The organism is Streptomyces sp. NBC_01474 (assembly GCF_035918215.1).
GTDB classification, from domain to species: Bacteria; Actinomycetota; Actinomycetes; order Streptomycetales; family Streptomycetaceae; genus Streptomyces; species Streptomyces aureus.
Map to the genome: position 1 here is coordinate 215634 of NZ_CP109449.1, position 26529 is coordinate 242162.

The 26529-nt window shown below is 68.7% G+C and carries 30 protein-coding genes and 1 pseudogene; 12 read left to right on the top strand and 19 right to left on the bottom strand.

Translation table 11 applies throughout. The annotated features are described in order from the left end of the window. The first annotated feature begins 44 nt into the window (after window positions 1-44). On the top strand, window positions 45-248 hold the full coding sequence (locus OG758_RS01035) for a hypothetical protein (protein WP_326708152.1): 204 nt from the start codon (window positions 45-47) through the stop codon (window positions 246-248). A gap of 173 nt (window positions 249-421) precedes the next feature. Here the strand turns inward: OG758_RS01035 and OG758_RS01040 are convergent, their stop codons facing one another. The 3 genes from OG758_RS01040 to OG758_RS01050 all read right to left on the bottom strand — a co-directional run bounded on the left by OG758_RS01040 (window position 422) and on the right by OG758_RS01050 (window position 2534). Next, the gene (locus OG758_RS01040; RefSeq protein WP_326708153.1) at window positions 422-1162 is read right to left on the bottom strand and encodes a PucR family transcriptional regulator; all 741 of its coding nucleotides are present in this window, start codon (window positions 1160-1162) and stop codon (window positions 422-424) included. Between the two features lie 204 nt (window positions 1163-1366). Then, window positions 1367-1723, bottom strand: a complete 357-nt coding sequence (locus tag OG758_RS01045; RefSeq protein ID WP_326708154.1) for a nuclear transport factor 2 family protein — start codon at window positions 1721-1723, stop codon at window positions 1367-1369. Window positions 1724-1748: 25 nt separating this feature from the next. Further along, window positions 1749-2534 carry an SDR family oxidoreductase gene (locus tag OG758_RS01050; protein WP_326708155.1) on the bottom strand — a complete coding sequence of 262 codons (786 nt, stop codon included), beginning with the start codon at window positions 2532-2534 and terminating at the stop codon, window positions 1749-1751. A gap of 99 nt (window positions 2535-2633) precedes the next feature. Here OG758_RS01050 and OG758_RS01055 point away from each other — a divergent pair, with 99 nt between their 5' ends. Next, entirely contained in the window at window positions 2634-3149 is a 516-nt protein-coding gene (locus OG758_RS01055) for a winged helix-turn-helix transcriptional regulator (protein WP_326708156.1), read from the top strand. A 357-nt stretch (window positions 3150-3506) separates the two neighbouring features. Continuing rightward, entirely contained in the window at window positions 3507-3773 is a 267-nt protein-coding gene (locus tag OG758_RS01060; protein WP_326708157.1) for a hypothetical protein, read from the top strand. Window positions 3774-3936: 163 nt separating this feature from the next. On the opposite strand, the gene OG758_RS01065 is transcribed toward OG758_RS01060, so the two are convergent. The 7 genes from OG758_RS01065 to OG758_RS01095 all read right to left on the bottom strand — a co-directional run bounded on the left by OG758_RS01065 (window position 3937) and on the right by OG758_RS01095 (window position 10354). Then, window positions 3937-4410 (bottom strand): TrmO family methyltransferase domain-containing protein, encoded by a 474-nt coding sequence (locus tag OG758_RS01065; protein ID WP_326708158.1) that lies wholly within the window; start codon window positions 4408-4410, stop codon window positions 3937-3939. Window positions 4411-4763: 353 nt separating this feature from the next. Further along, window positions 4764-5594 carry an SDR family oxidoreductase gene (locus OG758_RS01070; RefSeq protein ID WP_326708159.1) on the bottom strand — a complete coding sequence of 277 codons (831 nt, stop codon included), beginning with the start codon at window positions 5592-5594 and terminating at the stop codon, window positions 4764-4766. Window positions 5595-6080: 486 nt separating this feature from the next. After that, window positions 6081-6482, bottom strand: coding sequence for a tautomerase family protein (locus tag OG758_RS01075; RefSeq protein WP_326708160.1), 402 nt, complete (start codon window positions 6480-6482; stop codon window positions 6081-6083). A gap of 241 nt (window positions 6483-6723) precedes the next feature. After that, a complete protein-coding gene (locus OG758_RS01080) occupies window positions 6724-7485 on the bottom strand; it encodes an SDR family oxidoreductase (RefSeq protein ID WP_326708161.1) in 762 nt (253 codons plus the stop codon). 52 nt (window positions 7486-7537) lie between these two features. Next, entirely contained in the window at window positions 7538-9148 is a 1611-nt protein-coding gene (gene mdlC, locus OG758_RS01085) for a benzoylformate decarboxylase (RefSeq protein WP_326708162.1), read from the bottom strand. 207 nt (window positions 9149-9355) lie between these two features. Then, entirely contained in the window at window positions 9356-9688 is a 333-nt protein-coding gene (locus OG758_RS48770) for an alpha-hydroxy-acid oxidizing protein (RefSeq protein ID WP_442810232.1), read from the bottom strand. Between the two features lie 480 nt (window positions 9689-10168). Further along, window positions 10169-10354 carry a DUF6381 family protein gene (locus tag OG758_RS01095; protein ID WP_326708163.1) on the bottom strand — a complete coding sequence of 62 codons (186 nt, stop codon included), beginning with the start codon at window positions 10352-10354 and terminating at the stop codon, window positions 10169-10171. Between the two features lie 152 nt (window positions 10355-10506). Here OG758_RS01095 and OG758_RS01100 point away from each other — a divergent pair, with 152 nt between their 5' ends. After that, the gene (locus OG758_RS01100) at window positions 10507-10866 is read left to right on the top strand and encodes an arsenate reductase/protein-tyrosine-phosphatase family protein (RefSeq protein ID WP_326708164.1); all 360 of its coding nucleotides are present in this window, start codon (window positions 10507-10509) and stop codon (window positions 10864-10866) included. Window positions 10867-10878: 12 nt separating this feature from the next. Here the strand turns inward: OG758_RS01100 and OG758_RS01105 are convergent, their stop codons facing one another. Further along, the gene (locus tag OG758_RS01105; RefSeq protein ID WP_326708165.1) at window positions 10879-12069 is read right to left on the bottom strand and encodes a UDP-N-acetylglucosamine--N-acetylmuramyl-(pentapeptide) pyrophosphoryl-undecaprenol N-acetylglucosamine transferase; all 1191 of its coding nucleotides are present in this window, start codon (window positions 12067-12069) and stop codon (window positions 10879-10881) included. A gap of 277 nt (window positions 12070-12346) precedes the next feature. On the opposite strand from OG758_RS01105, the gene OG758_RS01110 reads away from it, so the two are divergent. Both OG758_RS01110 and OG758_RS01115 read left to right on the top strand, forming a co-directional pair. Continuing rightward, window positions 12347-12514, top strand: a complete 168-nt coding sequence (locus OG758_RS01110; RefSeq protein WP_326708166.1) for a hypothetical protein — start codon at window positions 12347-12349, stop codon at window positions 12512-12514. 72 nt (window positions 12515-12586) lie between these two features. Continuing rightward, window positions 12587-12838: a hypothetical protein gene (locus OG758_RS01115; RefSeq protein WP_326708167.1), complete on the top strand. Its 252-nt coding sequence runs from the start codon at window positions 12587-12589 to the stop codon at window positions 12836-12838. Window positions 12839-12880: 42 nt separating this feature from the next. Here the strand turns inward: OG758_RS01115 and OG758_RS01120 are convergent. Further along, a pseudogene (locus OG758_RS01120) lies at window positions 12881-13435 on the bottom strand (RNA-guided endonuclease InsQ/TnpB family protein); the annotation flags it as partial. Here OG758_RS01120 and OG758_RS01125 point away from each other — a divergent pair. Beyond that, a complete protein-coding gene (locus OG758_RS01125; protein WP_326715762.1) occupies window positions 13434-13997 on the top strand; it encodes a hypothetical protein in 564 nt (187 codons plus the stop codon). The pseudogene OG758_RS01120 and the gene OG758_RS01125 sit on opposite strands and share 2 nt — an antisense overlap. A gap of 117 nt (window positions 13998-14114) precedes the next feature. Here the strand turns inward: OG758_RS01125 and OG758_RS01130 are convergent, their stop codons facing one another. From OG758_RS01130 to OG758_RS01145, 4 genes are all read right to left on the bottom strand, one after another. Beyond that, window positions 14115-14855, bottom strand: coding sequence for an ATP-binding protein (locus OG758_RS01130; protein WP_326708168.1), 741 nt, complete (start codon window positions 14853-14855; stop codon window positions 14115-14117). Between the two features lie 65 nt (window positions 14856-14920). Next, complete coding sequence (locus OG758_RS01135) at window positions 14921-16111, bottom strand: helix-turn-helix domain-containing protein (protein ID WP_326708169.1); 1191 nt, start codon at window positions 16109-16111, stop codon at window positions 14921-14923. 117 nt (window positions 16112-16228) lie between these two features. Next, the gene (locus OG758_RS01140) at window positions 16229-16477 is read right to left on the bottom strand and encodes a type II toxin-antitoxin system RelE family toxin (RefSeq protein WP_326708170.1); all 249 of its coding nucleotides are present in this window, start codon (window positions 16475-16477) and stop codon (window positions 16229-16231) included. Next, window positions 16474-16743, bottom strand: a complete 270-nt coding sequence (locus tag OG758_RS01145) for a type II toxin-antitoxin system Phd/YefM family antitoxin (protein ID WP_326708171.1) — start codon at window positions 16741-16743, stop codon at window positions 16474-16476. The genes OG758_RS01140 and OG758_RS01145 overlap by 4 nt, the downstream gene beginning before the upstream one ends. A 292-nt stretch (window positions 16744-17035) precedes the next feature. Here OG758_RS01145 and OG758_RS01150 point away from each other — a divergent pair, with 292 nt between their 5' ends. Then, the gene (locus OG758_RS01150; protein ID WP_326708172.1) at window positions 17036-18685 is read left to right on the top strand and encodes a transposase; all 1650 of its coding nucleotides are present in this window, start codon (window positions 17036-17038) and stop codon (window positions 18683-18685) included. 128 nt (window positions 18686-18813) lie between these two features. On the opposite strand, the gene OG758_RS01155 is transcribed toward OG758_RS01150, so the two are convergent. After that, entirely contained in the window at window positions 18814-19377 is a 564-nt protein-coding gene (locus OG758_RS01155; protein ID WP_326708173.1) for a dihydrofolate reductase family protein, read from the bottom strand. Window positions 19378-19765: 388 nt separating this feature from the next. Here OG758_RS01155 and OG758_RS01160 point away from each other — a divergent pair, with 388 nt between their 5' ends. Further along, on the top strand, window positions 19766-20521 hold the full coding sequence (locus OG758_RS01160; protein ID WP_326708174.1) for a site-specific integrase: 756 nt from the start codon (window positions 19766-19768) through the stop codon (window positions 20519-20521). Between the two features lie 596 nt (window positions 20522-21117). On the opposite strand, the gene OG758_RS01165 is transcribed toward OG758_RS01160, so the two are convergent. Together OG758_RS01165 and OG758_RS01170 are read right to left on the bottom strand one after the other, a co-directional pair. Further along, the gene (locus OG758_RS01165; RefSeq protein WP_326708175.1) at window positions 21118-21618 is read right to left on the bottom strand and encodes a hypothetical protein; all 501 of its coding nucleotides are present in this window, start codon (window positions 21616-21618) and stop codon (window positions 21118-21120) included. A 257-nt stretch (window positions 21619-21875) separates the two neighbouring features. After that, the gene (locus OG758_RS01170) at window positions 21876-22574 is read right to left on the bottom strand and encodes an SDR family oxidoreductase (RefSeq protein WP_326708176.1); all 699 of its coding nucleotides are present in this window, start codon (window positions 22572-22574) and stop codon (window positions 21876-21878) included. A gap of 198 nt (window positions 22575-22772) precedes the next feature. Between OG758_RS01170 and OG758_RS01175 the strand changes: the two genes are divergently transcribed. The 3 genes from OG758_RS01175 to OG758_RS01185 all read left to right on the top strand — a co-directional run bounded on the left by OG758_RS01175 (window position 22773) and on the right by OG758_RS01185 (window position 26298). Next, the gene (locus tag OG758_RS01175) at window positions 22773-23375 is read left to right on the top strand and encodes a TetR/AcrR family transcriptional regulator (protein WP_326708177.1); all 603 of its coding nucleotides are present in this window, start codon (window positions 22773-22775) and stop codon (window positions 23373-23375) included. Window positions 23376-23979: 604 nt separating this feature from the next. After that, window positions 23980-24987, top strand: coding sequence for a sigma-70 family RNA polymerase sigma factor (locus tag OG758_RS01180; protein WP_326708178.1), 1008 nt, complete (start codon window positions 23980-23982; stop codon window positions 24985-24987). Between the two features lie 114 nt (window positions 24988-25101). After that, the gene (locus OG758_RS01185) at window positions 25102-26298 is read left to right on the top strand and encodes an NAD(P)/FAD-dependent oxidoreductase (RefSeq protein ID WP_326708179.1); all 1197 of its coding nucleotides are present in this window, start codon (window positions 25102-25104) and stop codon (window positions 26296-26298) included. The last annotated feature ends 231 nt before the right edge of the window (window positions 26299-26529 follow it).

Genomic DNA, 26529 nt, shown 5'->3' on the forward strand with positions numbered 1-26529 from the left:
GCCGCACGTCCGGGCTGCCCCGGCGCACCCCGGTCGGCGGTCGCGTGGTCGGCCTGGCGGCCAACGAACCGGTGGCCATCGTCCGCGAGTCTGCCCTTGAATCGATCAGCGAAGCGTTCAACCACTACAGCCTGCCTCTGGGCATCGTCGCATCGCTGGCCGCCGCCATGCCGACGATGGAGCCCGCGCTCCTCGCTCATACGCTCTACATCTTCGGCGCGACGCACGCCCCCAGGCCCGCCCACTGATCGAGCCCTTCTTCAACCACCCCGACACGGACGTGCGAGAGGAAGCCGGGCGCGCGGCAGCCGAGATCGCCGCATCCGCCACAGAAGGCCGCAACCACAACTCTTGACTATTGCTCAGGGCGACCTGATGCTCGGCGTTCCGTCGAAGGTGTGCGTCGGGTCATGCCGCGTTGTCACGCCCGGAGGTTGACGACGCGGCAGGCCAATTGCACTGCCAGGCGCTGGTCGGGGTCGTCGAGGTCGACGGAGAGCAGCTGCCGGATCCGTACGACGCGGTTGACGACGGTGTTGCGGTGCACGCCCAGCACATCGGCGGTGACGGTCGGGGACGACTCGTTGTCCAGGTAGGTTTCCAGAGTCCTGAGGAGTTCTTCGTCGCGGTCGACGGTCAGGACGGGGCGCAGCAGTGTGGCGGCGAAGTCCGCGAACTCCTGTGAGGCGTACCAGCCGAAAAGGATGCGTTGCATGCCCATCTCGTCGATGTGCTGTACGGCGGTACGGGTTCCTCCGGCCTGGGCGATCGTGCTTGCCTCCTGCGCTTCCGCCAGAGACTTCTTCAACCCGCTGACCCCCGCGCACGGTCGGCCGATCCCGGCGTACACGCGCATACCCGGGCGGCCCGCGACAAAGGCTCTCAGGACCTCCCCCACTGCCCTGGAGGTCAGACCGTAGGAGGCGGTCTGCGGCTCGGCACCGGAGGTGGCCCAGGTCGTCCAGCCATTCGGCCGCTCCACTATGTGGCTACCGAAGCCCAGTTCCGTGAGCCGGTGCTGGAGTTCGTCGGTGAGTGCGAGCAGGCGTTGCTGATCGGGCTGGCCCGCCACCTGTATGTCCAGGGCGGTGCACCAGCCATCGACCTTCCAGCCGAGCGTGCCGATCTGTCGTACAAGACCGGTCCCGGGGGGCTCCGGCATGGCGATGATCGCGTTGAGTATGCCGAGGCAGAAGCGGGCGTCGCGTTCCCGCTCCAGCCGGTCCGAGATGAGCCGCGTCGCGATGTAGCTGCCGGTGAGCCGCAGTCCCGTGGCGGCGACCCGGTGGTCGGGCGGCTGACGGCTAGGACGGGCGGGCCCTGGGTGAGTGGGGCTTGTCGCGCAGGCGGCAAGAGATGAGCGGACTCAGGGCTCGATGACGAGGCGTTCGATGAGATCGTCGCGGAGTGTGAACTTGTACCGCAGATCGATGGTGCCGCCGGGGAAGTTGCCTTCGAGGTGGTGGGTGGCGACGTAGTGAGTCGCGTCGGTCTGCTGGATATCGGCGAGGTGGATGGTGTAGGTGAATTCGGTGGCCGATCGGTTGAGCCACCCCTCGATCGCCTCGGTGCCCGCGTAGGTGTTGCCGTCGTCGATCACCGTGGCTTGGTCGGTGAACGCCGTGACTGCGGTGGCGGTGTCGTGGGCGTGGTGTGCTTTGAGGTAACGGGTTACCACCTCGGGCAGGCTGTCCGGGCTGGCGGTTCGGGGCTGGTCGTGCATGACGTTCCTTGGGGTGGTGGCGGGTTCAGACGGTGGGGGTGGTGCCGCCGTCGATGACGTGTTCGGCGCCGACGATGGCCGAAGCCCGGTCGGAGACGAGAAAAGCGACGAGTTCGGCGACCTCCTCGGGCCTATTGGGACGGCCGAGCGGGATGCCTCCCAGGGAATCCATGAGCTGGCCCAGCGCCGCTTCCTGGGTGATGTCTGCGTCGTGGGCGATCCGGGCGACGAGGTTGTCGGCGGCCGAGGTCTGGACGAAGCCGGGCGAGACGGTGTTGACGCGGACGCCGTGCGGGGCGACCTCGTTGGCCAGGCCCTTGCTGTAGGTGGTCAGGGCTGCCTTGGCTGCGGCGTAGGCCAGGGTGCCGTTCCACAGCGGCATGCGGCGCTGGATCGAGGTGACGTGCACGACCGCGCCCTTGCCTGCGGCGATCATGTGCGGCAGGAGGGCGCGGTCCAGGCGGACGGCGGCCAGCAGGTTCGTGTTCAGCTCCTTGGCCCAGTCGTCCTCACCGAGCGCCGCGAACCCTCCAGCCGGCGCCTCGGACCCGCCGAGGGTATTGACCAGGATGTCGACACCTCCCACGCGGGCGTCCACCTCGGCGGCGACGTGGTCGGCACCCTTGGCGGTAGACAGGTCGGCGGTGATGAACGTCTTCTCCTCAACGTCGTCAGGGCGGCTGCGGGCGGTGACCAGCACGGTCGCGCCGGCCTCGGCGAGCCGTCGGGCGATGGCGGCTCCGGTGCCCTTGGTCCCGCCGGTGACCAGAGCACGCTGGCCTTCGAGGGATTCGCTGATGGATGTGGTCACGGTGTGTTCCGTTCCCGGGCGCGGGCGCAGAAGGCACCCCTCCCGTCATTACTGCTAAAATACAAGTTACTAACTTCGACTTTAGCAGTAACTGAGAGGATGGTCGCCGTGGCAAGCCGGATCAGGCTGGAGGACCGGGAGTGCCCGCTGTCCACGACGGTGGAGCACGTCGGCGAGTGGTGGACGCTGCTGATCCTCCACGACGCCTTCGACGGCTACACACGCTTCGACCAGTTCCAGGAAAGCCTGGGCATCTCGTCCAGCATGCTCACCACCCGGCTGAAGTCCCTCGTCGCGGACGGGCTCTTGGAGCGCCGGCCGTACCAGACCAACCCCGTTCGCCACGAGTACGTCCTCACCGAACTCGGGCACTCCCTGCGACCGGTGATCGTCGCCCTGGCCGCGTGGGGCAACTCCCGCCTCACGCCGACCGAACGCAGCATGATCCTCATCGACGCGCACAATGGCGAGGAAGTCGAGCCCGTCGTCGTCGACGCCAAGACCGGCCGCCGACTCGACGACAGCGACACCTACGTCTTCACCGCAGGCCCCGCAGCCAGCGACGCCATGCGCCACCGTTACGCGACACGGCCGGCCACCCCCGCGGAGGAGTAAGGCACCCCGGACAAGCACCGAACGGTCTTGAGCAGGGCGGGACGCACAGTCGCACCTGAATAACTAGGCAACACCTGCTCGCCGCCAGTGTCACGCATGCCAATCATCCCGAGCCGTTGAAGACCAGATCAAGTGAGGAGAGGAGCGACACCAGTCGTTTCCAAGAATCGCCATCACGATCTCACCACGCGCTACTCCTCCCAGCTCACCTCAGACCTCGAGAATGTCGTAACGGAGATCGCCGAGCTCGAGCAGCGGCTGGAGACCCTCCGCCGGGACCGGCAGTGGCGGCCGGGCCGATACCGAGTAGCGGGTCGAACGGACCATAAGACGTCGAACACCCACGAGCCCGCCACTGTGGTGGCGGGCTCGTGCGTTTCGTCGGGCTGGTCGCCTACGGACCGGCGATCAGCCGACAAGCTGGGCTTTGCCCCGGCACGGACCGTTGTCTGCGAGGACAGCACCGCGGGGGCGAAGGCCGGAGCCGCGGCGGGCGCCACCATCGTCGGCGTCGGACCGCGCGGACTGGTCACCGACGCCAACCTCGTCATCCGCGACCTGCGTGGCCTGACCTGGCACGACGGCATCCTCAGCCTCAGTGCCGCGGACCTGCTGCGGTTCTGACCGCGCGTACGCAGCAGACCCGGGATCAGTCCCCCGGGCCGGTGTTCCAGGGCACACAGCGGATCTCAGCTGACGCGCCACACCCCATGGCCAGTGGGCGCCCTTGCGAGAAACCAGGGGCCGTGGCAGCGGGCACTGAGCCGCACACGCTCGCAAGGCGCTGTCAGGAGTTGTCGGTCCAGTAGTCGGCCAGCATCTCGCCGGGCCAGGCCGGTTCGTGGACCGTCCCGCGTGGCCCCATCTCGGTGAAGTACGGCGACAGGTCGTAAATCTTCGTGCCCACCACCGCATCCAGATCGGTCACCCTCAAGCTGAGTCCATCGACCTTGAGCAGCCGGGGAAAGCTCTGTGCCAGCTGGTTGGGGCGCCGGTGGTTGCGATGGGCGAACGTGCCCGTAGCCGGCCACTGGGTATTCCCGCGCGGGCTGCGGGCGTGGTACTCGACATCACTAGGCGAGGCCCGGTCGAAGTGCCACACCACAACCAGGTGCGAGAACTCCGCAAGGCCCTGTACAGAGTCGAGGGGAAACTCGGCCTCATCGAGCTGGATCACCGACTCGACACCACCCCAGTAGTCATCAGCGACCTCCATGCGGCCTTCGACCACTTCCCCGATCGGCTTCATCTCCAAAGTCATGCCCCAGCCCTTCGAACCAGCCTCAACGACACGTGTGATCAATCTACTTGGGCCAGGCACGCTGCCGCTCGGGCGCGAGCACACCGACGGGGATGCCGCGCTTACGGCAGGGCGACAGGAGTTGCCGCATGCTGGCCTCGTCCACGAGAACGGACAGCGCTTCGGGACGCGTTCGGCCGTCTCCGCCTGGTTGAGATGCCCGGCACCATCGGCGACCACTGACCCGACACCCAGCGCCTTGTCAGGCCCCACCCGGACACCGTCCCCCTCACCCCACGACGGCCGCTCGTCTCCTCTCAGGACCTCCGCACCGGCATACTCGCTCGCGTAGGCCGAAACGGCCACGAATCGCGTCACACACCAGGGCCCAGGAACTGCCGGGCTCCACGCAGCACAGTGCGCAACTGCCGCTGGGTCGCTTGACTTTGGAGGCGCACGTCGAGGGCTCCTGGAACGGTGCTGTCTGCCCGCAGGCCCGTAGGCAAATGGGGGGCGTCGAGACCGTCGCGTCTGGCGATGAGGGTGCCGAGTTCGTGACGGCTCAGGGCGTCGCTCCCTGCGAGATGGCGGATGCCTGTTGCTCCGCCCGACGCCAGTTCCAGGAGGGCGGCCGCCAGATCCGAGACATGGACCGGGCAGCGGATGTCGTCGGTGAACAGGGCGCCATCGACAGTGCCGGCGGCCAGTTGGTGCACCAGGCGTTCGTGCTCGGAACGCCCGTGACCGATGATCAGCGACGTGCGGGCGACAACGGCCTTCGGGTGCACGGCGAGGACCCCGGTCTCGGCCGCGGCCTTGGCTGCGCCGTACGGGGTGACGGGATCCGGGAGAGCGGACTCGTCGTAATGGACCCGGCCTGCACCGGAGAACACCGCGTCGCTCGACACGTGAACCATGCGGGTTCCGTGCTTCGCCGCGACCATCGCGAGCTGAAGAGGACCTTCTGCAGTAACCGCCCAGTCGGCCCGGCCGCTCGATGCATTGATGACCACGGCCGGATTCACGTCGGCCATGACGGCGTCCATCCTTCCCGCGTCCCGCAGATCGAGGGGGCACCACGCGGTCGGGGATGAGCGACCCGGCCCGGTCGCGTACGTCGCGACGGTCGTGTGCCCCGCCGTGCTCGCTTGCCGGATCAATTCAGACCCCAGGAAGCCACTGCCACCGACGATCAAAATGGTCATGCACGTCACCGTAGCCCCACAGGCCCAACAGTGAAGGCGGTCACCCGGTGCTCGGGTGACCGCCTTCACGGCCGGCCGGCCGGCCGGGCGGGCGGGCGGGCGGGCGGGCAGGGCGACTACGCATGTGGCTGCCAGAGGTAGCGGACCTCCGGCGCACGCTCGTCGATGCGCTGTGGGTAGTGCAGTCAACATGTCCAGCGAAATGCCACAAGATGTCACCAGTTGATGTCATCAGCCGTCATCAAGTCCACCTCATTCTCTGCAGGTCAGAGCATCCTTCTCGATAACTGACGCTGGCTCAGCAAAGACTTCTCTGCGATGACGCTCCAATGACACTTCACACCCTCACACAGCCTCACACCGTGCAGATGTGAGTGGTGCCCGACGACACTGATGCCAAACACCCCAGTCCCGAAGGCGAGTTGCCGTCCGGTGAACTGGCCGATGGCCTCCGGCATTAGACAAGCACCGAGACGCGCACGCTGTTCAGGCCCCGGTCCGGCGCAGCCACTCCTCTTCCTCGCCTGGTTCGGGCAGCATGTGCCCACCCTCGACAGCGGACCTTGCAGGGCCGTCCTGCAGTACCACCATGGTCTGGCTCTCGTCGACGCCGGAGATCCGGGCGATCGCTGAGGACAGCTCCAGGGCCAGTCGGGTCGCCTCCTTCTGCGGGTGGCCTCGCCGCACCCAGCCAGTGAGGATCAGCGTCTTCGCCGGCTGCCCGCCTGCGAAAATGCTGTCCGTAGGCAGCTCGGAGAACACCACGTTGACGTAGGCCGGTGGCACGTGGTTGATGTCCACGTGAATCCGAGTGATCTCGGCTGCCAGCAGGGCCTTCACCTCGCTGGTCAGCGACCCCTGGGTGGTGGTGCACGTGTAGATGGGCATGATGACTCCTCAACTGCCTGGAATTCACGGCTGGCAGGCGGCCGGGCCCTGAGCAAACAGTGATCGTTGACGCGCTTCGAGCCAGGTTTTCGCGTCGTAAGGGCAGGAGATCCGTTTCGATCGGGTCAGCGAGCCGCTGTCGGTCCTGTTCAGACCGGAAGGATTCCTCTGATCTGCACCGTTGCTTGGGCTCCTGGCCCCCTGGGTGTTGAGCCGGTCGTGTAGTTCGCCGGAGGCTCCGTCAAAAGCCTTTGCGCACACCCCCGTCGATCGACAGCATCACGCCCGTCAGGTACGACGCGGCCGGCGAGAGCAGGAAGGCGGCGCTGCGGCCGAACTCGTCCGGCGCGCCGTAACGGCGCAGGGGGACGTCGGCGGTGGCGCGCTCGCGGGCGGCGTCAGCGTCGCCGGTCCGTGCGTTGAGTTCGTGTACGCGGTCGGTTTCGATGTGGGCGGGCACGAGGCCGACGACACGGATGCCCCTCGGGCCCAGCTCGTTCGCGAGGTTCTTGGCATATCCGGCCAGGCCCGGCCGCAGGGCGTTGGAGATCGCGAGGTCGGGGATCGGCTCGTACACGGAGCTGGAGAGGACGAAGCCGATGGCGCCTCCCTCGCCCAGCTTCGCCGCCACCGCGCGGGACAGCCGCACCGCGCCGAGGAAGACCGACTCGAAGGCGGTGCGCCACTGGTCGTCGTCGATGGTGTCCGACGTGCCTGCCGGGGGTCCGCCGACGCTGATGAGCACCCCGTCGAGCCGCTTGAAGGCATCATGTGCCGCGGCGATCAGCCGGTCTGGAGTGTCGGTCTCGGCGTTGTCGGCCACGACGCCGACCGCCTGCCCCGGGCCGCCGAGCTCCGCCTGTGCGGCGGCGACTGACTTCTCACTGCGGCCGCTGACGACCACCCGCGCACCGTCCGCCACCAACTCGCGCGCCGCGGCCATGCCCAGCCCCCGGGTGCCACCGGTGACTATGTACACCCGGTCCTTCAGCCCGAAGTCCATGCTTGCTGTCCTCTCTCCGCTTGTCTCTCCTCGGCCGTGCGAGCCTCGCGGCCTACAACATCGCCTTCTGGGGCTGCGTGGCGACCACGATGACGGTGGTGGTGCCGGCGGTCAGGGCCGACTTGAACTCCCGCTCCAGGTCCTCGGTGGTCTTCACGTCGACGGCGCGGCATCCGAAGCCGCGGGCGACGGAGGCGATGTCGAGCCCCGGCAGGTCCAGCCCCGGTACGCCCGGGGTTTCCTCCAGCACCGCGAAGGACTTGAGGATGGAGTACTCCTCGTTGCGCATGACCACGTAGACGATCGGGAGGTGGTGCTGGGCCGCCGTGTAGATGGCCTGCACGGAGTACTGGAAGGAACCATCGCCGATCAGGCCGACCACCGGCCGTTCGACGCCCCGCTCCTGGTCGCCCAGCGCGACACCCACCGCGGCCGGGGTGCCCCAGCCGATCCCTCCGCTGGCCGTGGCGAAGAACGATCCGCTCCTGACCGTCGGAAGCCACTCGACCTGCTGCGCCATCGTGGAGGTCGATTCGTTGACGATTACCGCGTCCGGCGGCCTGACCCTGCTCAGGGCGGCGTACACCTCCGGTGGGGTGAGCGGGCTGTTCGGCTCCTGGGGCAGCTCACGGGGCCGCGGCATCGGTTCTGGAGCGGTCCGCGCCGGTCCCTCTGTGACCATGTCCAGGAGCAGCTCGATCGCCGTTTTGGGGTCGCCCAGGAGGCTGTCGCCCACGCGGGCCGCCGCGGCGACTGCCGGGTTGCCGGTGATCTGCAGGAGTTCGGTGCCGTCGGGGAGGTAGTCGCCGGGGACGTAGGGGTAGTAGCGGAACACCTCCGCGCCGATCACGACCACCAGGTCGTGCCCGGCGAGCCGGTCGCTGATGGTCTTGACCGACATGCCGAGCGGGCCGCCGAAGAGGGGGTGGTCCTCGGGGAAGGAGGCGCGGTCCAGCAGTGGGGCGCCGTAGACGGCGGCGCGCAGCTTCTCCGCCAGGGCGACGGCCGCGTTCCAGCCGCCGGCGCGGTCGACCTCCGGTCCGAAGACCAGTGCGGGGCGACGGCTGGCGGAGATGCGCTCGGCAAAGGCGCGCAGGCGCGCGATGTCGGGGGCGACGCGGTCGCTCACCGTCCGCACTCTCGGGAAGCCGGACAGCGGCCGCTTCCAGTCGTCCATGGGAATCGACAGGTAGACCGGTCCCGTCGGCGGCTGCAACGCCTCCGCGTAGGCCCGCATGAAAGCTTCGGGGACGTCTTCGGCGCGGGCCGGTTCGTAGGACCACTTCACCCATGGTTTGGGCAGCGTGGTGGCCTCGCGGTTGCCGAGGTACGGGTCCCCGATGACCAGTTCCCGGTGCTGCTGGCCGGAGGTGATGATCAGGGGCGTGCTCCCGTGGTAGGCCGCCACCAGGTTGCCCATCGCGTTTCCCATCCCGGCCGAGGAATGCAGGTTGACCAGCGCGGGGCGGCCGGTGACCTGGGCGAAGGTGTCGGCCATCGCGATGACGGACGCCTCCTGCAGCGCCAGGACGTAGGTGAAATCCTCGGGGAATTCCTGCAGGAACGGCTGCTCGGTGGAGCCGGGGTTACCGAAGACCGTAGTGAGGTTCAGGGTCCGCAGCAGGTCATAGGTCACGCTGCGGACGGTGGACTTCTCAGACATGGTTACAACCGACTTTCTAGCTGGGGAGGCCGGACGCCGTCTTCGGCGTCGTGATGCCCTTGCGACATGGTGGGGAGACCGGACCAGGCGCGGACAATCTGATCCTGCCGGGCAGGGGTCTGCTCGTCGCGACGCGTGGTCCATTCGGTGACGGGCCTGACTGGACGCGTCCGCCATGTGGATCTGGCCCCGGCTGGCCGGCGACTGTCAGGCGAAATGGCGGAGGGCGTCCAGGGTGAGGTCGGCGAGGGTCGGGGAGCCGTCGACGGCCATGATCAGGTCTGCTTCGGCGAGCAGAGCCTGCAGGACGTGAACGACGCCGGCCTCGCCACCGTGGGCAAGGCTGTACGCGTAAGGGCGGCCGACGGCGCTGGCGCCCAGGGCGATGGCCTTGATGATGTCGGCTCCCGTACGGACACCGGAGTCGAACAGGCCGGGCGTGCCGTCGGCGGCCTGGACCACGCCGGGCAGCGCGTCGAGGGCGGGCAGGCCGCCGTTGGCCTGGCGTCCGCCGTGGTTGGAGCAGTAGATGCCGTCCACGCCGCCGTCCTTGGCACGGCGGCGTCGTCGGGGGGCAGATGCCCTTCAGGATCAGCGGCAGATCGGTGATCGAACGCAGCCAGGGCAGGTCGTTCCAGGTCAGCGAGTTGCCGAAGATCCGCGCCCGCCGGGTCATCCTCCGGGCTGCGGGCGAGACGAGGTCGCTGGTGTCGTTGTTTAGGCAATGTCCACACGGCTGAGGGAAGTTGCTGACGCCGAGATCGCGGGCCGCCCCTCCGCGCGGAGTCGATACCAAACCCGCAAAACCACCCACATTCGGTGCGAGCAGCACGCGCGCACCAGGGCGGCTGAGTGGCTGGCAGGACGGCTCGGCGGTACTGCCGGGGGTGTGGTGATCCGTTGGCGGCGCAGGCGTTGTTCTTGAGCGGAGACAGCAGTGACCGGCCGGGGCCTCTCGCGTGCCAAAAAGGGCCACGGAGGCCGACCACCGGCCGGTGTCTGTACTCGGAACCGCCGGGACTACATCGGGTGGATGTCCGGCTTACCGGTATCGCCTGTGTGCTCGCTCTGCTCCTTGAGCCGGCGGGCCTTGTCCTTCAGGCGCTGACGCTCCTGCGGGTCGGTGGCGCGCTCCGCGGCCTGTTCCAGGTCCTGGGCCTTGGCACGGATCTGCTGGGCACGACCGGACTCGCCTGCAGCGCTCATGATCACTCCTTGGGTGACGAGGAAGAGCGGGCCACACCAGCGAAACAGGCCTCAACACCCCCTGCATCTCGAGCAATCACCCACTGCTATCTACGCAGTTGGCAAAGCCCTCACGGAACGACTTGCGTGCCGGACCCTGCTCACGTGATGGGGTGCTCTCGCTCAGAGGCGGGCCCCTGGAAGTCCGGTCGGCAGGACTCATCGACAAGTGGGTCGCCGGAGAAACTGCCCACCCCTCCATGATCGCTGCCGCCTCCGACCGTGGCTACGACCTCACGGGCCACCGCCCTGCCCAGGTGGACAAGACCCTGATCGACTGGGCCGACCTCGTCCTCGCCATGGACCGCTCAGTTCTGGCGAACCTGCACACCATCGGCGGCGCGGAGAGCACCGCCAAGATGCAGCTCTACCTCGAAGACCAGCACGTACCCGACCCCATGGGCAAGCCGGCCGCAGACTTCACCGCCTGCGCTGCGATCATCGAGGCCAGATCCGCCCGCTACCTGCCGTAGCGCATCGTCCTGTCAGCCGCTGGCAGCGGCTGACAGGACGACGTCAACAAGCCGCTCGGCGGCATCGGGACGGCCGTACGACCGGGCCCGCTCTGCCATCGCCTGGCGCTGCGTCGAATCCGTCAGCAGCGGCTCCACCGCAGCCTGAAGCCGGGCCGCGGACACATCATCGACCAGCGTGACCGCGGCTCCGTTGTCCGCCAGGTGCCCGGCGTTGTGCGCCTGCTCATTGCCGGCCGAGGTGGCGAGTGGAATGAATACCGCGGCCTTGCCCAGCGCGGTCAACTCGGCAATCGTGCCGGCACCGCTACGGGAGATCACCACATCGGCCAGGGCCAGAACGTCGGGCAGTTCAGCGCCGACGTATCCGGTGAGGTGATAACGCGCCGCGCTCGGCGCAGGAAGATGCGCGGTGTGCTCACGCAGTCCCTCGACGTGGTCGGGACCGCACTGGTGAATCACGTTGGCATGGCCGAGCAGCCACGGCAGCACGTCGCGCACCACCATGTTGATCTGCTGGGATCCCTGCGCGCCGCCGGTGACGTAGACGGTCGGCAGACGGCGGTCGAAGCCGCCCCACTTCAATGCCTCGACCGCTTTCTCCGCCTGCCCGGTGAACACCTGCGGCCGAACCGGGTTACCCGTCACGGCCGCCGACGCTCGCACCGATTCCGGCAGGAGCGGCAGGGTGGACTCCGACGAGACGGCTACACGGGTCGCTGCGCCGGCGAGCGTCTTGTTGGCCAAGCCCAGACGCACGGTCTGCTCATGCACCACCAGGGGCACGTGGCACAGCCGGGTCGCGGCCACACCCACTGGAACGGCCACGTACCCGCCAGTTGCCAGCACAACATCGGGCCGGAACGCACTGATGATCTTGCGGGCCTGCAAGACACCGAGCGGGACCCGACTCATATCCGCCATGTTCGCGGGCGAGATCATCTTCAGTGGGTTCTTCGAGCGGCGGATCTTCCCCGTGGCCACCGACGCGAACACGATTCCCTCGGCGGCTGCGACTCGGGACTCCAAGCTGTCCGCTTTGCCTGCCCACAGGACTTCCAGCGCACGGCCCTGAGTTGTGAGCCGGGCCGCCAGCGTTCGCACAGCTGTCAGGGCGGGGTACGTGTGACCACCCGTTCCGCCACCCGTGACGATCAAGCGGAAGGCCCGCTGCGGAAGGCGGTCGACATCGGCACCGTTCACAGTGCGTATTCCCATCTGGCTACGCCGGGTCGGCCGGTGCGAAAGTGCGGAATCGGAGCTCTATCGCGTGGCTTCAGCCTATCGACTGGCGGTCTCTCAGATGTACTCGATCACCGTGTACTGCCTTCGGTTCGGCTGACCGACTCGGCAGGCCGAGACGCGAGCCGCGAGGCTTCCTACGGTCCGCGGCGTGAATCCTCCAACGCAGTCTCCGCCACCGGGCGCCCGGCACGGAGCGTTCACCGTCAGCCGCCAACTGGAGGAGAGCGCCGACCTCGTGCCGCGCATGAAGGAGCGCGCCCGCACGGCCGTTTTGCAGGCTGCGGTGACCGGTGGCCTCATCTACCCGAACCGGCTGTATCAGGGGGCCGAACGGCTACTCCCGGGCGATGCAACCAGCATCACACCAGTATCGTCCTATCTCACCGAGCGGGTTTCGTCGTGACGTTGCGGCGAGCAGTCCGCCATAGATGCCGAATAGGACGCCGAGGGATATCACTAGATGACTATTGCTAGCGTGCTGGAGCAGCCCATGGCCAAAAATCGCCACACCTACAGCATCACCGGTGGCGTACCGCTCGAGGGCTCGATCACGGCATCAGGCGCGAAGAACGCCGTCACCAAGCAACTCGTCGCCAGCCTGCTGACCGACCAGCCGTGCGTGCTGCACAAAGTCCCCCGCATCGTGGAGGTTGACCTCGTTTTGGGCATGCTCGCTGAGCTGGGCAGTCAACTTGACCCGGCCCTGAAGGACGGGGCTTGGAGGTAGCGCCCGACTGGCTGTTGGGTGGGCTCCTCCGTCCAGACACCCTTATGGGGTGGCAGGGACGCGTGACTCACGCCCCGCAGTCCACACAGCTACGCCCTTGCGGGCGATGTTGTGGGAAGCGTTCCGGTCTGCGTGGGCAACGACCCCGCAGTTCCGGCAGGTGAAGCGGGCCTGGCTTGCCCGGTTCTTCTTGTCGATGTGGCCGCACTCGAAGCACTGCTGCGAGGTGTAGGCGGGATCGACGAAGACCACGGGGACGCCGGCCCTGCGGGCCTTGTAGACGATGAAGTCTGCGAGCTGGGCGAAGGCCCAGGAGTGCAGTGCGACCCGTTGGGGCTTGCGGAGCCGTACCCTCTGCCGGATTCCCTTGAGTTCTTCCAGGGAGATTCCGGCCGAGGTGCGTTCAGCCTCGGTCACGATCGTCTTGGCGATGATGTGGTTCTGGTTCTTCGCGTGGCGCTGTTCACGCCGGTTGCGCTGTTTCAACAGCCGCTTGGCGGACTTGGTGCCCTTGGCCTGGAGCTTCTTGCGCAGGTCGAGTTGCCGCTTGCGGTGGCGGTTCAGGCCGCGCCCGGCAGATTTGTGGCCGGTGGATGTGCGCATCGAGGTTCGCGGGGCACGCCAGGAGCACCTCGTCACCTACCTGAACACCCTGCGGCACATCGGCGGCGACTTCGCCCAGACCAAGGACGGCCTGGAGTTCTGGAGGGCCCGTCCGCTGACCGCCACCGACATCGAAACTAGTGTCCACCCCGGCTTCATGACGGACTGGCAGCAGCCGCTCACCGTCCTGCTCACCCAGGCCACCGGCACATCCGTCGTCCACGAAACCATCTACGAAGACCGCTTCGGCTACACCGAGCAACTGAGCGCCATGGGCGCCTCGGTGGAGCTGACCACGAGGTGCCTGGGAGCGGTCGCCTGCCGCTTCCACGGACGGGACTTCCAGCACACCGCCAAGATCAGCGGCCCCCGCCGCCTGCACGGCGCCGACCTCGTCATCCCTGACCTGCGAGCCGGCTTCGGCTACGTCCTCGCCGCACTCGTCGCCGACGGCACGAGCACCATCACCGGAGCCCGCTATCTGGAGCGCGGCTACGAACAGCCCGTCGCCAAGCTGGCCGCGGTCGGAGCCCACATCACCACCCAGTCCGTCTGACGCACTCCCGCGTCGTCCGCCTGCTCCACGGGCACGGCGCACGACGCGGCCCTTCCCCGAAGCGATTGTCAGTGCCCATCCTGCGGAGCCCGGTATGCCTCATCACCAAGTGCGCCATCACCCACAACGTGCTCGCAATCCTGCGCGCCCGCGCCGCCGGTCTGCCTGCCCGTCATCGTCTATCTCAGCTACTGCGGCTTGGGCCCGAGCGTGGAACACGGCATCGACCACGAAGCCCTGCGCGCCAACTCCCCCCGCCTGCATGCGGGCGGCGTACCCGCCATCCACTACTGGCGGTCGCTCATGCCCTCGAACTCCACTCCCACGGTCATGACCGCACTGTGGCCCGAACTCGTACCAGTCGAGGTGTTTGGCGAGCTGGTCCAGGAGCGGCAGGACACGGCCCCGCTCGGGGTTGGGTATCCGTGACATGAAGCCGGGCAGGGGGTCGGAGACCTCGAGCAGGAGCGCCCCGTCGGCCAAGAGGGCCAGGCGCACGCGCAGTTCAGGCCCGGCGGTGTTCGCGTGCCGGTAGGCGTTGGTGACGAGCTCGCTGACGGCGAGCGTGGCGTCGTCAACGTCCAGCCCAGCGCGGGGAGCAGCATCCGGGCGTCCGTGCGGGCATGGCGTGGCGCGGGCACGGTCATCGGATAGGTGCGAATGCTCTCGCCGCATACGGCGGGGCTCGGCTGTTCCGTGGCCGGCCGGGAAGCGCGGGCCGGCGGCACGGTTCTTACGGGGGCGTGCGAGGCGAGTGGGGCCTCGTACAGGGCGCGTCGACGTAAGCGTCCTGGAGGCGTGTGCCGTGTCAGCATGGTCGGCTCCATGAGTGGGGACGCACAGGTGCGGGTCCCTCATGTTGGCGCTATGCGAGAGCCCCAACTGTCAGTGAATTAGTGACGGTTGGGGACAAGGGTTGACTCTCAGTGTGCGCCTGGGCCGAGCCATGATCCGTAGGAGAGGAACGAGTTCGGCAGGCGACGGTGCGCGGCCTCGAGCGCCGCGTACGTTTCGCGCACCGTCGGGTGGTACTTGGCCTGCTGCGGCGCAGCCTTCCGTGCGGCGACCAGGCTCTTGAACGAGGCGTCGATCTGGTTCTCCCGCATCTGCGCCTGCGCCACCTCGGCGTAGTGATGGCTGATGCGGGACTTCGGCCAGTCGGCGGGGAGCCGGAAAGAGCTCGCCTCGATGACCTCGCCATACTTGTCCAGCTCCGCCAGGACCGACACCCTGTGGACCTTGACGTTGGTCGGGCCGAACGTCAGCCAGTAGGTTTCCGCCGCCTCGCCCGTCCCCTCCGCGATGCGCGTCGCCTCCTGCAGGTGCCCCTCGGCGACGTCCTCGTTCTTGGCGCGGCCTGCCATGACGGCAGCGCCAAGGTGAAGCTGACCGGTGACGACCTGCTGCTCCCGGGTCGGCTCCGCCTGCTCGAGCACGCTCAGGCCCAGGCGGACCAGACGGTCGCCCGTACGGTACTGACCTTCGCGCAGGTGGGTCAGGGCACGCATGTAGTGGTACATGCCGCCGACGACAGCATTGGATGCGCGCTGCGCCGTCCAGTCCATCCGCGTCAGCGACAGGGCAGCAAGGTCGGAGTACCCGAGCTTGGTGGTCACGTCGTACGCGGTGCGGAAGAACGAGCCGAGGGTGTTCCATCCCTCGGTAGTCCCGTGCTGGTGCGCTGCCGTGGTCGCTTCCTGGATCAGGCCGGCCACATCCGATCCCGCCCGCCGGATCTCGCCCGCGCGTACCTGCACGCACAGCCGCTTTGCCTCGGAGCTCAGCACGTCCAGCGAGCGCGGGGTGATGTCTGGGTCGGCCCCCAGGTCATACACGTCCAGGGCCTCACGGATGGGGCGCACAAGGACGTCGAGCTCGTCGGCACGGAGCTCTTCCGCGTACGGCTGACCGGTGATCTCACCGACGCCCACGCGCAGCGCGGCGGCCACCTGCGCAATGATGAACGGCGTGGCTGGTTCACGCCCTTGCTCGATCTTGCTGATGATCGACATGGAGAGTCCGGCCAGGTCGGCGAGCTGGACCTGCGTCAGGTGACGGGCGCGCCGCAGACGAGCTATGCGTGCGCCGGTGTGGTCGTGAGAATGAGGGTGCACACTGGGCTCCGTTCTGACTCGACACCAGAACCGTACCTGCGGTTCGGCTACCCAGGTACATGAACCGGACGGGGGCGAAGGGCAGTTGATGCCGTTCGCCCCGGTCGACGTTGGTGCTTATGCCGTGAATCCGACGTGCTCGATGTGAAGGATTCGGTTCGCGTCGTCGATGCGGTAGAGGAGGCGCCAGCGGCCGACACGCAGGCGGCGGTGACTGGTTCCCCACGGAGTGCTGCCCGCCGGTTTCGGGTCCTCGGCGAGCATGTCGCTTGCCGCGAACACTTCATCCAGTGTGTCGGGGCGTTCCTCCAGAAATCGCACCGTGGCGTTGACCGCGGATGGCTCCCAGGTGACGGTCCAGCTCACCGGGCGGCACCGCGCTCGGCGCCCTGCCGGAACAGAGCGCGGGCATCGGTGTCGGCGACAGGCGCTAGCTGCGCCCCGAGCGCGCGGTCGCGTTCGAGGCGGGCCACGGCCAGGGCGTCCTCCATGTCCTCCAGCTCGGCGGGGGAGATGAGGACGGCGGTGGGCTGGCCGCGGTCGGTGAGGACCACACGTTCATGCTGGGCGGCACGGCGGGCCAGCTCTCCGAGCTGGCCGCGCGCCTCAGTGATCGGATATGAAGCTGTCATGTATCTACATTACACCTAGTGCACACTTTGTGTGGGGGGCTCTATACCGTCGGCCGCGCCCGGATCATGCACAGGCACCTTCCGGAACGAGTCGCCGTCGGCCTTCGCCGGGGCGCATGCAGACCCTCCATGGCATTGCGGAACCCTTCACCCAGCGGCCCGCTTCCTGAATCTCCTCGTCCGTCACCCCGTTCTCGCCGAGGTCCGTGGCGGCGCCGGCCCGCAGTCCCTTGCGAGGAGGCCGGGCGCCCATCGGTCGTAAGTCTGGCCGCAGCAAACCATGCACAAGGCGATGAGCGGGGACTGGGCCGAGGTCGTGCACCGCACCGACAAGCGGGGCCGGCGCCGGGTGGTGCGGATGGTCTACGAGGTCGTCGCCTTCCAGGCCCTGCGCGACCAGCTCAAGTGCAAGGAGATCTGGGTGGTCGGCGCCGACAAGTGGCGCAACCCCGACGAGGACCTGCCCCAGGACTTCGCCGAGCGCCGCGAGGAGAACTACCGCGAGCTCCGCAAGCCGCTGGACGCCGCCGACTTCGTCGACGAGCTGCGCGAGCAGATGACCACCGAGCTGACGCTGTTGAACGACCGCATGCCGCGTTTGAGCTGGCTGGACATCGCCGAGCGGAAGTCCGGGGCGATCCGGCTGACCCCGGCCGAGGCCCAGCCCGAGCCGAAGAACCTGCGCCGGATCAAGGGTGAGGTACAGCGCCGGTGGGGCATCCTGCCGCTCATCGACATGCTGAAAGAGGCAGTCCTGCGCACGGGCTGCCTGGATGCGGTCACCTCTGTCTCCGGCGGCGGCTCCCTGTCTGCGGAGGTCCTGGCCGAGCGCCTGATGTTGGTGATCTACGCCTACGGCACGAACACTGGGATCAAGGCCGTCGCCTCCGGCGGCCACGGCCACACCGAGGACGAACTGCGCTACGTGCGCCGCCGGTATCTCACCCCGGAGACGGCCCGGCAGATCGCCATCGAGATCGCGAACGCCGCCTTCGCCGCCCGCAGTACCGAGTTGTGGGGCCAGGGCTCGACCGCGGTGGCCTCCGACTCCACGCACGTGCGGGCATACGACCAGAACCTGTTCGCCGAGTGGCACTCGCGCTACGGCGGCCGTGGGGTGCTCATCTACTGGCACGTGGAGAAGAAGTCCCTGGCCATCCACTCCCAGCTGATCAACTGCACCGCTTCCGAGGTCGCCGCGAGGGTCGAGGGCGCGATGCGGCACGGCACCGCCATGGACGTCGAGGCCAACTACACCGACAGTCATGGCCAGTCGGAGATCGGGTTCGGCATCACGAGGCTGCTGAACTTCGACCTGCTGCCGCGCATCAAGCGGATCAACAAGGTGAAGCTGTACCGGCCCATGGCTGGCGAACCGGACGCCTACCCGCAGCTCACCCCGGCGCTGACCCGGCCGATCCGCTGGGAACTCATCGCCCAGCAGTACGACCAGATGATCAAGTACGTCACCGCGATCCGGACCCGCACCGCGTCCACCGAGGCGATCCTGCGCCGCTTCACCCCCAACGCCTCCCACCCCACCTACGCGGCCATGCTGGAGGCCGGCCGCGCCCAGAAGACCATCTTCGTGGCCCGCTACCTGCGACTTCGGGACCTTCAGCGGGAGATCGAGGAGGGCCTGAACGTGATGGAGTCCTCCAACGGCGCGAACTCCGTGATCGCCTACGGCAAGGTCGGGGAGATCGCCTCGAACCGGCGCGACGAGCAGGAGGTGTTCGTCTTGTGCCTGCGCATCCTGCAATCGGCCCTGGTCTTCGTGAACACCCTGATGCTCCAGGACATCCTCGGCGAACCGGAGTGGGCGGACCTCCTCACGCCCGCGGACCGGCGCGGCCTGACCCCGTTGTTCTGGTCCCACGTCCGGCCCTACGGCGAGGTGAAACTCAACATGACCAGCAGACTCCCGCTCAGGACGAGCTGACCGGTGTCCGGTTGGGGATCCCTTACATACACGGCCTGTGATCCGGCAGGGGTATCACGATCGCCTCGGAACACAGCGCCGCGAGATCCTTGGGCGTCCGAAGCCCGCGCCGATCCGACGTCGAGCGCTCAGCGCTTGGTCTCGTACCTGGTCAGGACCACGCCGTCGGGAAACGTCTGGGTCTCCACTAGGGTCAGGTTCACCCAGTTGTCCAGGGCTGTGAAGAACGGCGTGCCGCCGCCCACCAGGACCGGATGGGTGACGATCGCGTACTCGTCGATCAGCCCGGCCCGCATGGCCGCCGCGGCGAGTGTGGCACCGGCGATGTCCATGGGGCCGCCGTCGTCGGCCTTGAGCCTGGTGATCTCGGTGACCGCGTCGCCGGTGACCAGACGGGTGTTCCAGTCGACCGTGCTGGTCGTAGAGGAGAACACGACCTTCGGCATGTCCCGCCAGCGGCCGGCGTACTCGATCGCCGCCGGTGTGGCACCCGGCTGCTTGTCGGCGGTCGGCCAGTGGGAGCTCATCGTCTCCCACAGCTTGCGCCCGTACAGCGCCAGGCCCGTCGCGCCCACCCGGTCGGACCACCACTGGAACAGCTCGTCGCTCGGCACGCTCCAGCCGAGGTCGTCGCCGGGCGCGGCGATGTAGCCGTCCAGGCTCAGGTTCATGCCAAAGGCCAGTTTCCGCATGGCGTCAGCCTCCCGTGAGTCGGTATTCGGCGTACAGACCAGCACGGCGCGGAAAAATCATCGGTCAGGCCACACTGACGCAGTAAATACCGGATTTACTGCGGCGGAGCCCCTGCCGTGATCATCGCGACCTACGGCGGGTTCTCCGGCCGCCGCAGGCGAGGTGTACGCATTTACTGCGGCAGTGCCGGAAGGGCGAGGCCAGCGTGGCGATCGAACCGGTGACCCAACTCGGAAGCGGGGGCGCGCTCCGGCTGCCGCGCGACCGGGTGGTGCCCCTGTCCGCCCCGCCCTCGTCGTACACCGCGGCGGTCGAGCGGAATCTCACCGGTGCGGGCATCGCGAAGTCCTCCGCGCGGATCTACCGGATCTCGCTGACGACGTGGGGGTGGATGCTCGCCAGCGGACCGGCGCCGACCGGGCCCGCCCGCCGGGGCGCGAAGCGATCGGCTGGTGGCAGCGCCAGGGCTGGATCGACGGCAACCCGACGATCGGCATCGAGCGGCGGCCAGCACCGCCCGACCGCACTAAGGCCCTGGCCGAGAACCAGATCGCCGCCCTGTGGCGCCTGGACGTCGCCCTGCGGGAGAAGACGTTCTGGAAGTTGCTCTGGGAGTCGGCGGCGCGGGCCGATGAGGTCCTGTGCCTGAACGTGGAAAACCTGTACCCGCAGGACAAACGCGGAAGTATCACCGCCAAGGGCGGGGCCACGGAGTGGATTCACTGGCAGTCCGGCACCGCCCAGCTGCTGCCGCGACTCATCGCCCGCCTTACCCGCGGCCCGCTGTTCCTCACCGACCGCAAGGCCCCGGCCGGGACGCCGACATTGGACGTGTGCCCGGAGACCGGCCGGGCCCGGCTCTCCTACCGCCGGGCTGAGGAGATCTTCGAGGAGAACACCCGGCTGCCAGCCAACCCGCTCGCCGCACCCGAGGACATCGAGGACCAGGACGGCTGGACGCTGCACCGACTCAGGCACAGTGCGTTGACACACGATGCGGAGGACGGCACGTCCACGCCGATGCTGCTGGCCCGCTCCCGCCATGCCTCCGTCCGTTCGCTGGAACGCTATGCCCGTCCCGGAGTCGATGCCGTCGCCCGTCATGTCGCCGAGCGTGACCCCGCCGCACGTCGCCGGACGTGACGCCCCTCGTTTGCGGCTGGTGACAGCGTTCTTACCGGCACCACAGGTTGGGGTTGGCCTCGGCTGGCTCTCCACGCCGAGCGCGGCACGGGCGCCGAGAAGCTGCACACCCCGGCACGCCGCGCGGGAGTTCGCCGAATGTGGGCTGTCCGCCGAACTGGTCCACCGCGACCTGGACACGGACGTCATCTACCGCCGAGCGCCGCCTCCGGCGAAGGGGTCCGCAGCCATCCGAACTGGCTGCGTACGCCCTTGGACTGTTCGGGGCCCACCGCCCGCCGTGGACCTTGGTGATGGGCTGAGCCGACGCCGCGAAGGAATCCCACCGGCTCTCCCTACCTCAGGCGGGGCGGCTTCCGGTGCGGCGGGATGGCCGGGAGGATTTCCCGCAACGGACGGGCCCCGCAGGCCCATTACTCAAGCAGCCGCCAGTCGACCAGGCGCGGGCTGCAGGCGAAGCCCTGGGCGGGCTGCGAGATACGGCCATTGGTCACCATCACCACGACGTCGCAGCCGTGCACCGGCCGCCTGGTGCCGTTGAGGGTCTGCAGGTCCGGCGTGCCGACCGCCGCCCCACTGAGGCCCTTCCTGCGGTGCTAGCACTGGATCACCCACAGCCTGCCCAGCGGGTCGCGGTCCTTCACGTCGGCCTTGACCGCGTGCGCCTCATACCGCGCTTCCACCGCGCCGGCCGTCCCTGTCCCGGGCCTCACATCCTCGATGCGACGACGAGGCTGGGCGGCCGAGAGGTGCGCACCCAGAGCCTGGTAGCGGCGCTCGAAACCCGACGCCAAAGACTCCGCGCGCTCGATGTCCCCCACCGCAGGCTGCCTGTTCCCGGCAGTGACAGCATCCTCCAACAGGCGCTCCAGCAAGACCTCGTATGACGGCGCCCCGCCACGACGCTCACGCTCGTGTGCCCACCGCCGGCAGATCCGCTGCTCCACAGCCGCACCAGGTTCGCCCACTTCACCGTCGTCGCGGACAACGACGCCCCCATCGGTGGTCGCGTTCCTGCGGGCGTGCCCTCTCGCCACACTCCCCGGCATCGGACCCGCCACCGCCAAAACCCTGAACCGGTACGGGATCACCACCATCGGCCTGCTCGCCGACGCCCCCGCCGACCCCCTTCATCCGGCTCCTCGGTGCGCACGCCGCCCGCAAGTTGCAGGCCCGCGCCACGGCCTGGGCGATGCGCTTGCCGGGCCGGACAGTTCGGGTGTCCCGGGCTGCCCGTCTGCCGGGACGGATGGTGCGGGGGTTCCCGGCGGGGTGTCCGGTGGGCCGGGGGTCTCGGGCCGGGCGGCGCGTTACCGTTGCGGCGGCGCTGTGTCGTCTGGCATCAGCGCGCAGACTAGCGGCCCGTCGCGAGGTTCGCGCCGCCCGTGGTGTCGAGGACCACGCCCGTGATAAATCCGTTGGTGGCCAAGGAGTGGATGGCCCGGGCGATGTCGGCCGGGTGACCGACGCGGCCCACCGGGGTGGTCGCGGCGAGGCCTTCGAAAAGGGCCTGGCGCTGCTTTGCCGGGACCCGGTCCCACCAGGGCGTGTCCACGACGCCAGGCGACACGGCATTGATGCGCAGCGGGGCCAGCTCCACGGCCAGGGGCGGGACCATCGCTTCGAGGGCGCCGTTGATCGCGGCGAGGCCCGACGTGCCGGGGAACGCGGCGCGGGCGGACGCCGCCGTGATCAGGGTGACCGAGCCGTCGGCGCGCAGCCGGGGCAGGGCCGCGCGCAGGATCCGCACCTGCGGCCAGAACTTCCCCTCGAAGCCGGCGACGAGGTCCGCGAGATCGAGCTCGGCGAAGGGCCCGCTGCCCGCGGAGCCGCTGACGGCGACGACGAGGTGGTCGATGGGGCCTGACTGCGCGAAAAACGCATCGATGTCCGCCGGGTCGGTGGCGTCCATGCGGTGGGCCGTGGTCTTGCCGCCGACACGGGCCGCGGCCTGGTCCAAGCGGGCCTGGTCGCGGCCGGTGATGGTCACCTCGGCGCCGGTGGCGGCGAAGAGTGTGGCGGTGGCCTCTCCGATGCCGGAGCTGCCTCCCATGACGACGACGCGGGCGGTTTCGGTAGATGACGTTGCACAAGCCATGGCGGACCCTGTCCTTGGTAGTTGCGGCGTTCGTTCTGACACGTGCTCTGCCGTTCAACTTGACGAGACCGGCGGTCTCGATAAAGTGAGTTTTGACGAGACCGAGAGTCTCGTCAAGGGGTTCACGAAAGAATTCAGGAGAGGACGCAGACGATGTCGGAGCACGACGCACCCGCAAAGCCGGCGGAGTCCACCCGTCCGCACACCGGCCGCCGCCGTAACGAGGCCGCCCGCCGGGCCATCCTCGATGCCGCACTACGCCTCCTCGCCGACGCGGACGGCGCACCCGTCACCGTCGAGACCATCGCGCGCGAGGCGGGCGTCGGGAAACAGACGCTCTACCGCTGGTGGCCGTCGAAGGGGGCTGTCCTCCTCGACGCGCTCACTGACCGGGCCGAGCAGGACGTCCCCGCTCCCGACACGGGTTCACTGCGGGACGACCTGCGAGCGGTGGTGGCCGCCACCTTCGAGGGGGCCAGCGCCCCGCCGACCGCACCCGCCCTGCGCACGCTGGCGCGGGAGGCGGCCCGCGATCCTCATCTGGCCGACCTGATGCGGGAGTTCACCGGGGCGCGCCGTGCCGCGCTGCGAGAGGTCCTCGAACGGGGCCGTGAGCGCGGTGAGCTCCCAAAGGGCCGCGACCTGGACCTCATGGTCGATCAGGTCTACGGCGTGTTCTGGTACCGGTTCCTGCTGGGCCACGCCCCGCTCGACGAACGAACGGCCACGGACCTCGCGGACTCCCTCGTGCGATGACTGCCGCGGCCGCCGTCCGCGCACTCCCGCACACGGCAGCGTTCGCCCGCCCGGCCCGGCTCTGGTCGCGTACGGCGCGCACCGGCTGCACGAGAGCAAGAACGCCGACGCATCCTCGCGAACCCTTGCTCCGGCGTTCCACACCGGCTTGACCGCAGACCGCCCAGCACCCGCAGGGAGTCCAGCTGCGCCCTTGACCTTGACCTCAAGGCTGGCCTCAAGGTCAAGGTTCAGCGCCCCGGGCCCAGAGGCGGCGGCCACCTTGCCGAGAATCACCGCGTCGTCGCCCGCCTGCGACGAGCCCCTGGCCAGGACCTCCCAGAGGCGATGGCGATCGGATCCCCGTGGGTAGTGCTGCCGCTCGCTATTGGGTTGGTGTTCGAGCCGCTGCTCACGGCAGAGTGGTGCGGTAACTGACGTGTGGGCACATGCCCTGGACTGGGCAGAAGTGGATCGACTGCAGCATCCATTCGAGCTGGATGGAGACACGGCGAAAGAGCTTGCTGGTCTTGTCGCGCCCTCGACGGCAGCTTTTTACGGCCGTCCTCGCCCTGGCCGTGCTCGCCGCCGTCCGAGGGTGCATCGCACCGGTTAGGATCCTGGCATGGCCCTGACCCTGAGTGACGTGGACCGGTTCGAGGCGGCCAGGCCCCGGCTCGAGGCCATCGCCTACCGCATGCTCGGCTCGGCGAGCGAGGCGGAGGACGCCGCACAGGAGACGTATCTGCGCTGGCAGGCCGCCGATGTCGAGCGCATCGAGGTGCCCGAGGCCTGGCTGACGAAGGTGCTCACCAACTACTGCCTCAACCAGCTCACTTCGGCCCGTGCGCGCCGCGAGGAATACGTCGGCCAGTGGCTGCCCGAACCGCTGCTCGACGGGGACCCGATGCTGGGCCCGGCTCAGACGGCCGAGCAGCGCGAGTCGGTGTCGTACGCCGTGCTGGTCCTTTTGGAGCGGCTCTCGCCCAACGAGCGTGCGGTGTACGTGCTGCGCGAGGCGTTCGCCTACTCGCACCGGGAGATTGCCGCGATCTTGGACCTCAGTGAGGCGGCCTGCCAGCAGATTTTCCATCGCGCGAAGAAGCATGTGGCGCAGGGCAGGGCGCAGGCCACTTCGGGCGGGGCTGTTGAGGGGGCGGCTTTGGGTGGGGGTGCCGGCGGGGCGCCGGCCGAGATCGACGAGGCGGCCGCGCGCCGTGTCGTCGAGGAGTTCCTGGCTGCGGCGACCAGTGGTGAGACCGGGCCGCTGATCAGGCTGCTCACCTCGGACGCCATCGCGGTCGGCGACGGTGGCGGGAAGGTGCCGGCCCGGGCCAGCGCCTTCGAGGGCGCACTCGCGGTGGCGAAGTTCCTGCGCGGACTGTTCAAGCCGGCCCAGGCCAAGCGGGATTTGGTGGGCGGTTCGCCCGACCTCTACGCCGCCACCGCCAACGGCGGCCCCGCGGTCGTCGCGGTGATCGACGGACGGGTCTTCGGCATCATGTGCCTGGAGCGGACAGGGGACGGCATCGTCGCGGTCCGCAGCCAGGTCAACCCGGACAAGCTGGAGCGCGCGACCGAGCGGTGGGCCGCGGGCGATTTCGGTACTCCGGTCCTGGCCGAAGCTCTCTGAATCGCCATGTGACTCAGGTCACACTCCTGTTCTGTCAGGAATCCGCGCCCTGCCCGGTTCAAGGGGCGTGACCGGGCCACAAGGCGCCGGACCCGCGCAGACAGGAGCCAAGAAATGCAGCACCGCATCATCGTCCTCGGCGCCGGCTACAGCGGAGCGATCGCGGCCGGCCGGCTCGCCAAGCGGCTGCGCCGCCAGGACGTCGCCATCACCCTCGTCAACGCCGAACCCGATTTCGTCGAGCGGGTCCGGATGCACCAGCTGGCCGTGGGCCAGGAGCTGACGTCGCGCCCACTGCGCGAGATGTTCGCGGGCACGGGGGTCGAGCTGAAGCTCGCGAAGGCCACGTCGATCGACGTGGACCGCAAGACGGTCGCCGTACAGAGCGCCGACGGCCCGGAACAACTGTCGTACGACACCCTCGTCTACGCCCTGGGCAGTCGATGGAACGCGGGCGGCGTCCCGGGGGTCGCCGAGCACGGCCACCAGATCGCGGGCCGCCCCGGCGCGCTCCGGCTGCGCGAGCGCCTGGCCCAGCTCGCCGAGGGCGAGACCGTGATCGTCGTGGGTGGCGGCCTGACCGGACTGGAGTTCGCCACCGAGGTGGCCGAGGCCCGCCCGGACCTCGACGTCGCGCTCGCCGCGCGCGGCGAACTGGGCGACTGGCTCTCCCCCAAGGGCCGCACGCACCTGCGCAAGGTCACTGACGGGCTCGGCATCACGGTGTACGAGAACACGCCGGTGACCGGGGTCGAGGCGGACCGGGTCACGACCGCGGACGGCCGGTCCATTGCGGCCGCTCTCACCGTCTGGACCACCGGTTTCGCGGTCCACCCACTGGCGAAGGCCACCAGCCTCGAACTCGCGGACACCGGCCGGATCGCGGTCGACGCGACGATGCGCTCGCTCTCGCACCCGCACGTGTACGCGATCGGCGACGCCGCTCACGCCCTGGGCGCCGGCGACAAGCCACTGCGTATGTCCTGCGCCTCGGGCGCCCCCATGGCATGGCGGGCCGCGGACTCCATCGCGGCCCGCCTCAGCGGCGGCACACCGGCGAGCTCCCCGCTGCGCTACTTCAACCAGTGCATCTCACTCGGCCGCAAGGAAGGGCTGATCCAGTTCGTCACCGCCGACGACCGCTCCGTGGACCGCACCCTGGCCGGCCGCTTCGCGGCCCGCTACAAGGAGTTGGTCTGCAAGGGCGCGGTCTGGGGTGTCGCCAACCCGACACTGGGCATTCCGGCACGACGGCGGCGAGTGGTGACCGACCAAGATGCGCCGCAGGGCACGGCACGAGCAGCAGCCTGAAACACGCGCCGCCTTGCGCACGATCCGGAAGACCCCGGACCGCTCCGAGGTCTTCCGCCTGCACCCGAGCGCACGGGCAGCCTTCGTCGTGCCGTCGCCGCGTCCGTTCAACGCAATCAGCGTGTCCAGACGGGCGCCTTCGACCCAGGAGCCCAGCCGGCCGCGGTGCAGCGCCACAATGTCCTGCCACACCACAAGGCAGACCAAGGACAGCCTTCTTGAACCCTCCCC

Coding starts and splice junctions, on each gene's coding strand:
- OG758_RS01150 (WP_326708172.1), top strand. CDS start 17,036: ATGAGCGGGGACTGGGCCGAGGTCGTGCACCGCACCGACAAGCGGGGC.
- OG758_RS01040 (WP_326708153.1), bottom strand. CDS start 1,162: ATGCCGGAGCCCCCCGGGACCGGTCTTGTACGACAGATCGGCACGCTC.
- OG758_RS01130 (WP_326708168.1), bottom strand. CDS start 14,855: ATGAGGGACCCGCACCTGTGCGTCCCCACTCATGGAGCCGACCATGCT.
- OG758_RS01075 (WP_326708160.1), bottom strand. CDS start 6,482: ATGCCCATCTACACGTGCACCACCACCCAGGGGTCGCTGACCAGCGAG.
- OG758_RS01045 (WP_326708154.1), bottom strand. CDS start 1,723: ATGCACGACCAGCCCCGAACCGCCAGCCCGGACAGCCTGCCCGAGGTG.
- OG758_RS01070 (WP_326708159.1), bottom strand. CDS start 5,594: ATGACCATTTTGATCGTCGGTGGCAGTGGCTTCCTGGGGTCTGAATTG.
- mdlC (WP_326708162.1), bottom strand. CDS start 9,148: ATGTCTGAGAAGTCCACCGTCCGCAGCGTGACCTATGACCTGCTGCGG.
- OG758_RS01055 (WP_326708156.1), top strand. CDS start 2,634: ATGGTCGCCGTGGCAAGCCGGATCAGGCTGGAGGACCGGGAGTGCCCG.
- OG758_RS01095 (WP_326708163.1), bottom strand. CDS start 10,354: ATGAGCGCTGCAGGCGAGTCCGGTCGTGCCCAGCAGATCCGTGCCAAG.
- OG758_RS01175 (WP_326708177.1), top strand. CDS start 22,773: ATGTCGGAGCACGACGCACCCGCAAAGCCGGCGGAGTCCACCCGTCCG.
- OG758_RS01155 (WP_326708173.1), bottom strand. CDS start 19,377: ATGCGGAAACTGGCCTTTGGCATGAACCTGAGCCTGGACGGCTACATC.
- OG758_RS01145 (WP_326708171.1), bottom strand. CDS start 16,743: ATGACAGCTTCATATCCGATCACTGAGGCGCGCGGCCAGCTCGGAGAG.
- OG758_RS01165 (WP_326708175.1), bottom strand. CDS start 21,618: ATGGTGGTGATCCCGTACCGGTTCAGGGTTTTGGCGGTGGCGGGTCCG.
- OG758_RS01180 (WP_326708178.1), top strand. CDS start 23,980: ATGGCCCTGACCCTGAGTGACGTGGACCGGTTCGAGGCGGCCAGGCCC.
- OG758_RS01170 (WP_326708176.1), bottom strand. CDS start 22,574: ATGGGAGGCAGCTCCGGCATCGGAGAGGCCACCGCCACACTCTTCGCC.
- OG758_RS01185 (WP_326708179.1), top strand. CDS start 25,102: ATGCAGCACCGCATCATCGTCCTCGGCGCCGGCTACAGCGGAGCGATC.
- OG758_RS01065 (WP_326708158.1), bottom strand. CDS start 4,410: ATGACTTTGGAGATGAAGCCGATCGGGGAAGTGGTCGAAGGCCGCATG.
- OG758_RS01080 (WP_326708161.1), bottom strand. CDS start 7,485: ATGGACTTCGGGCTGAAGGACCGGGTGTACATAGTCACCGGTGGCACC.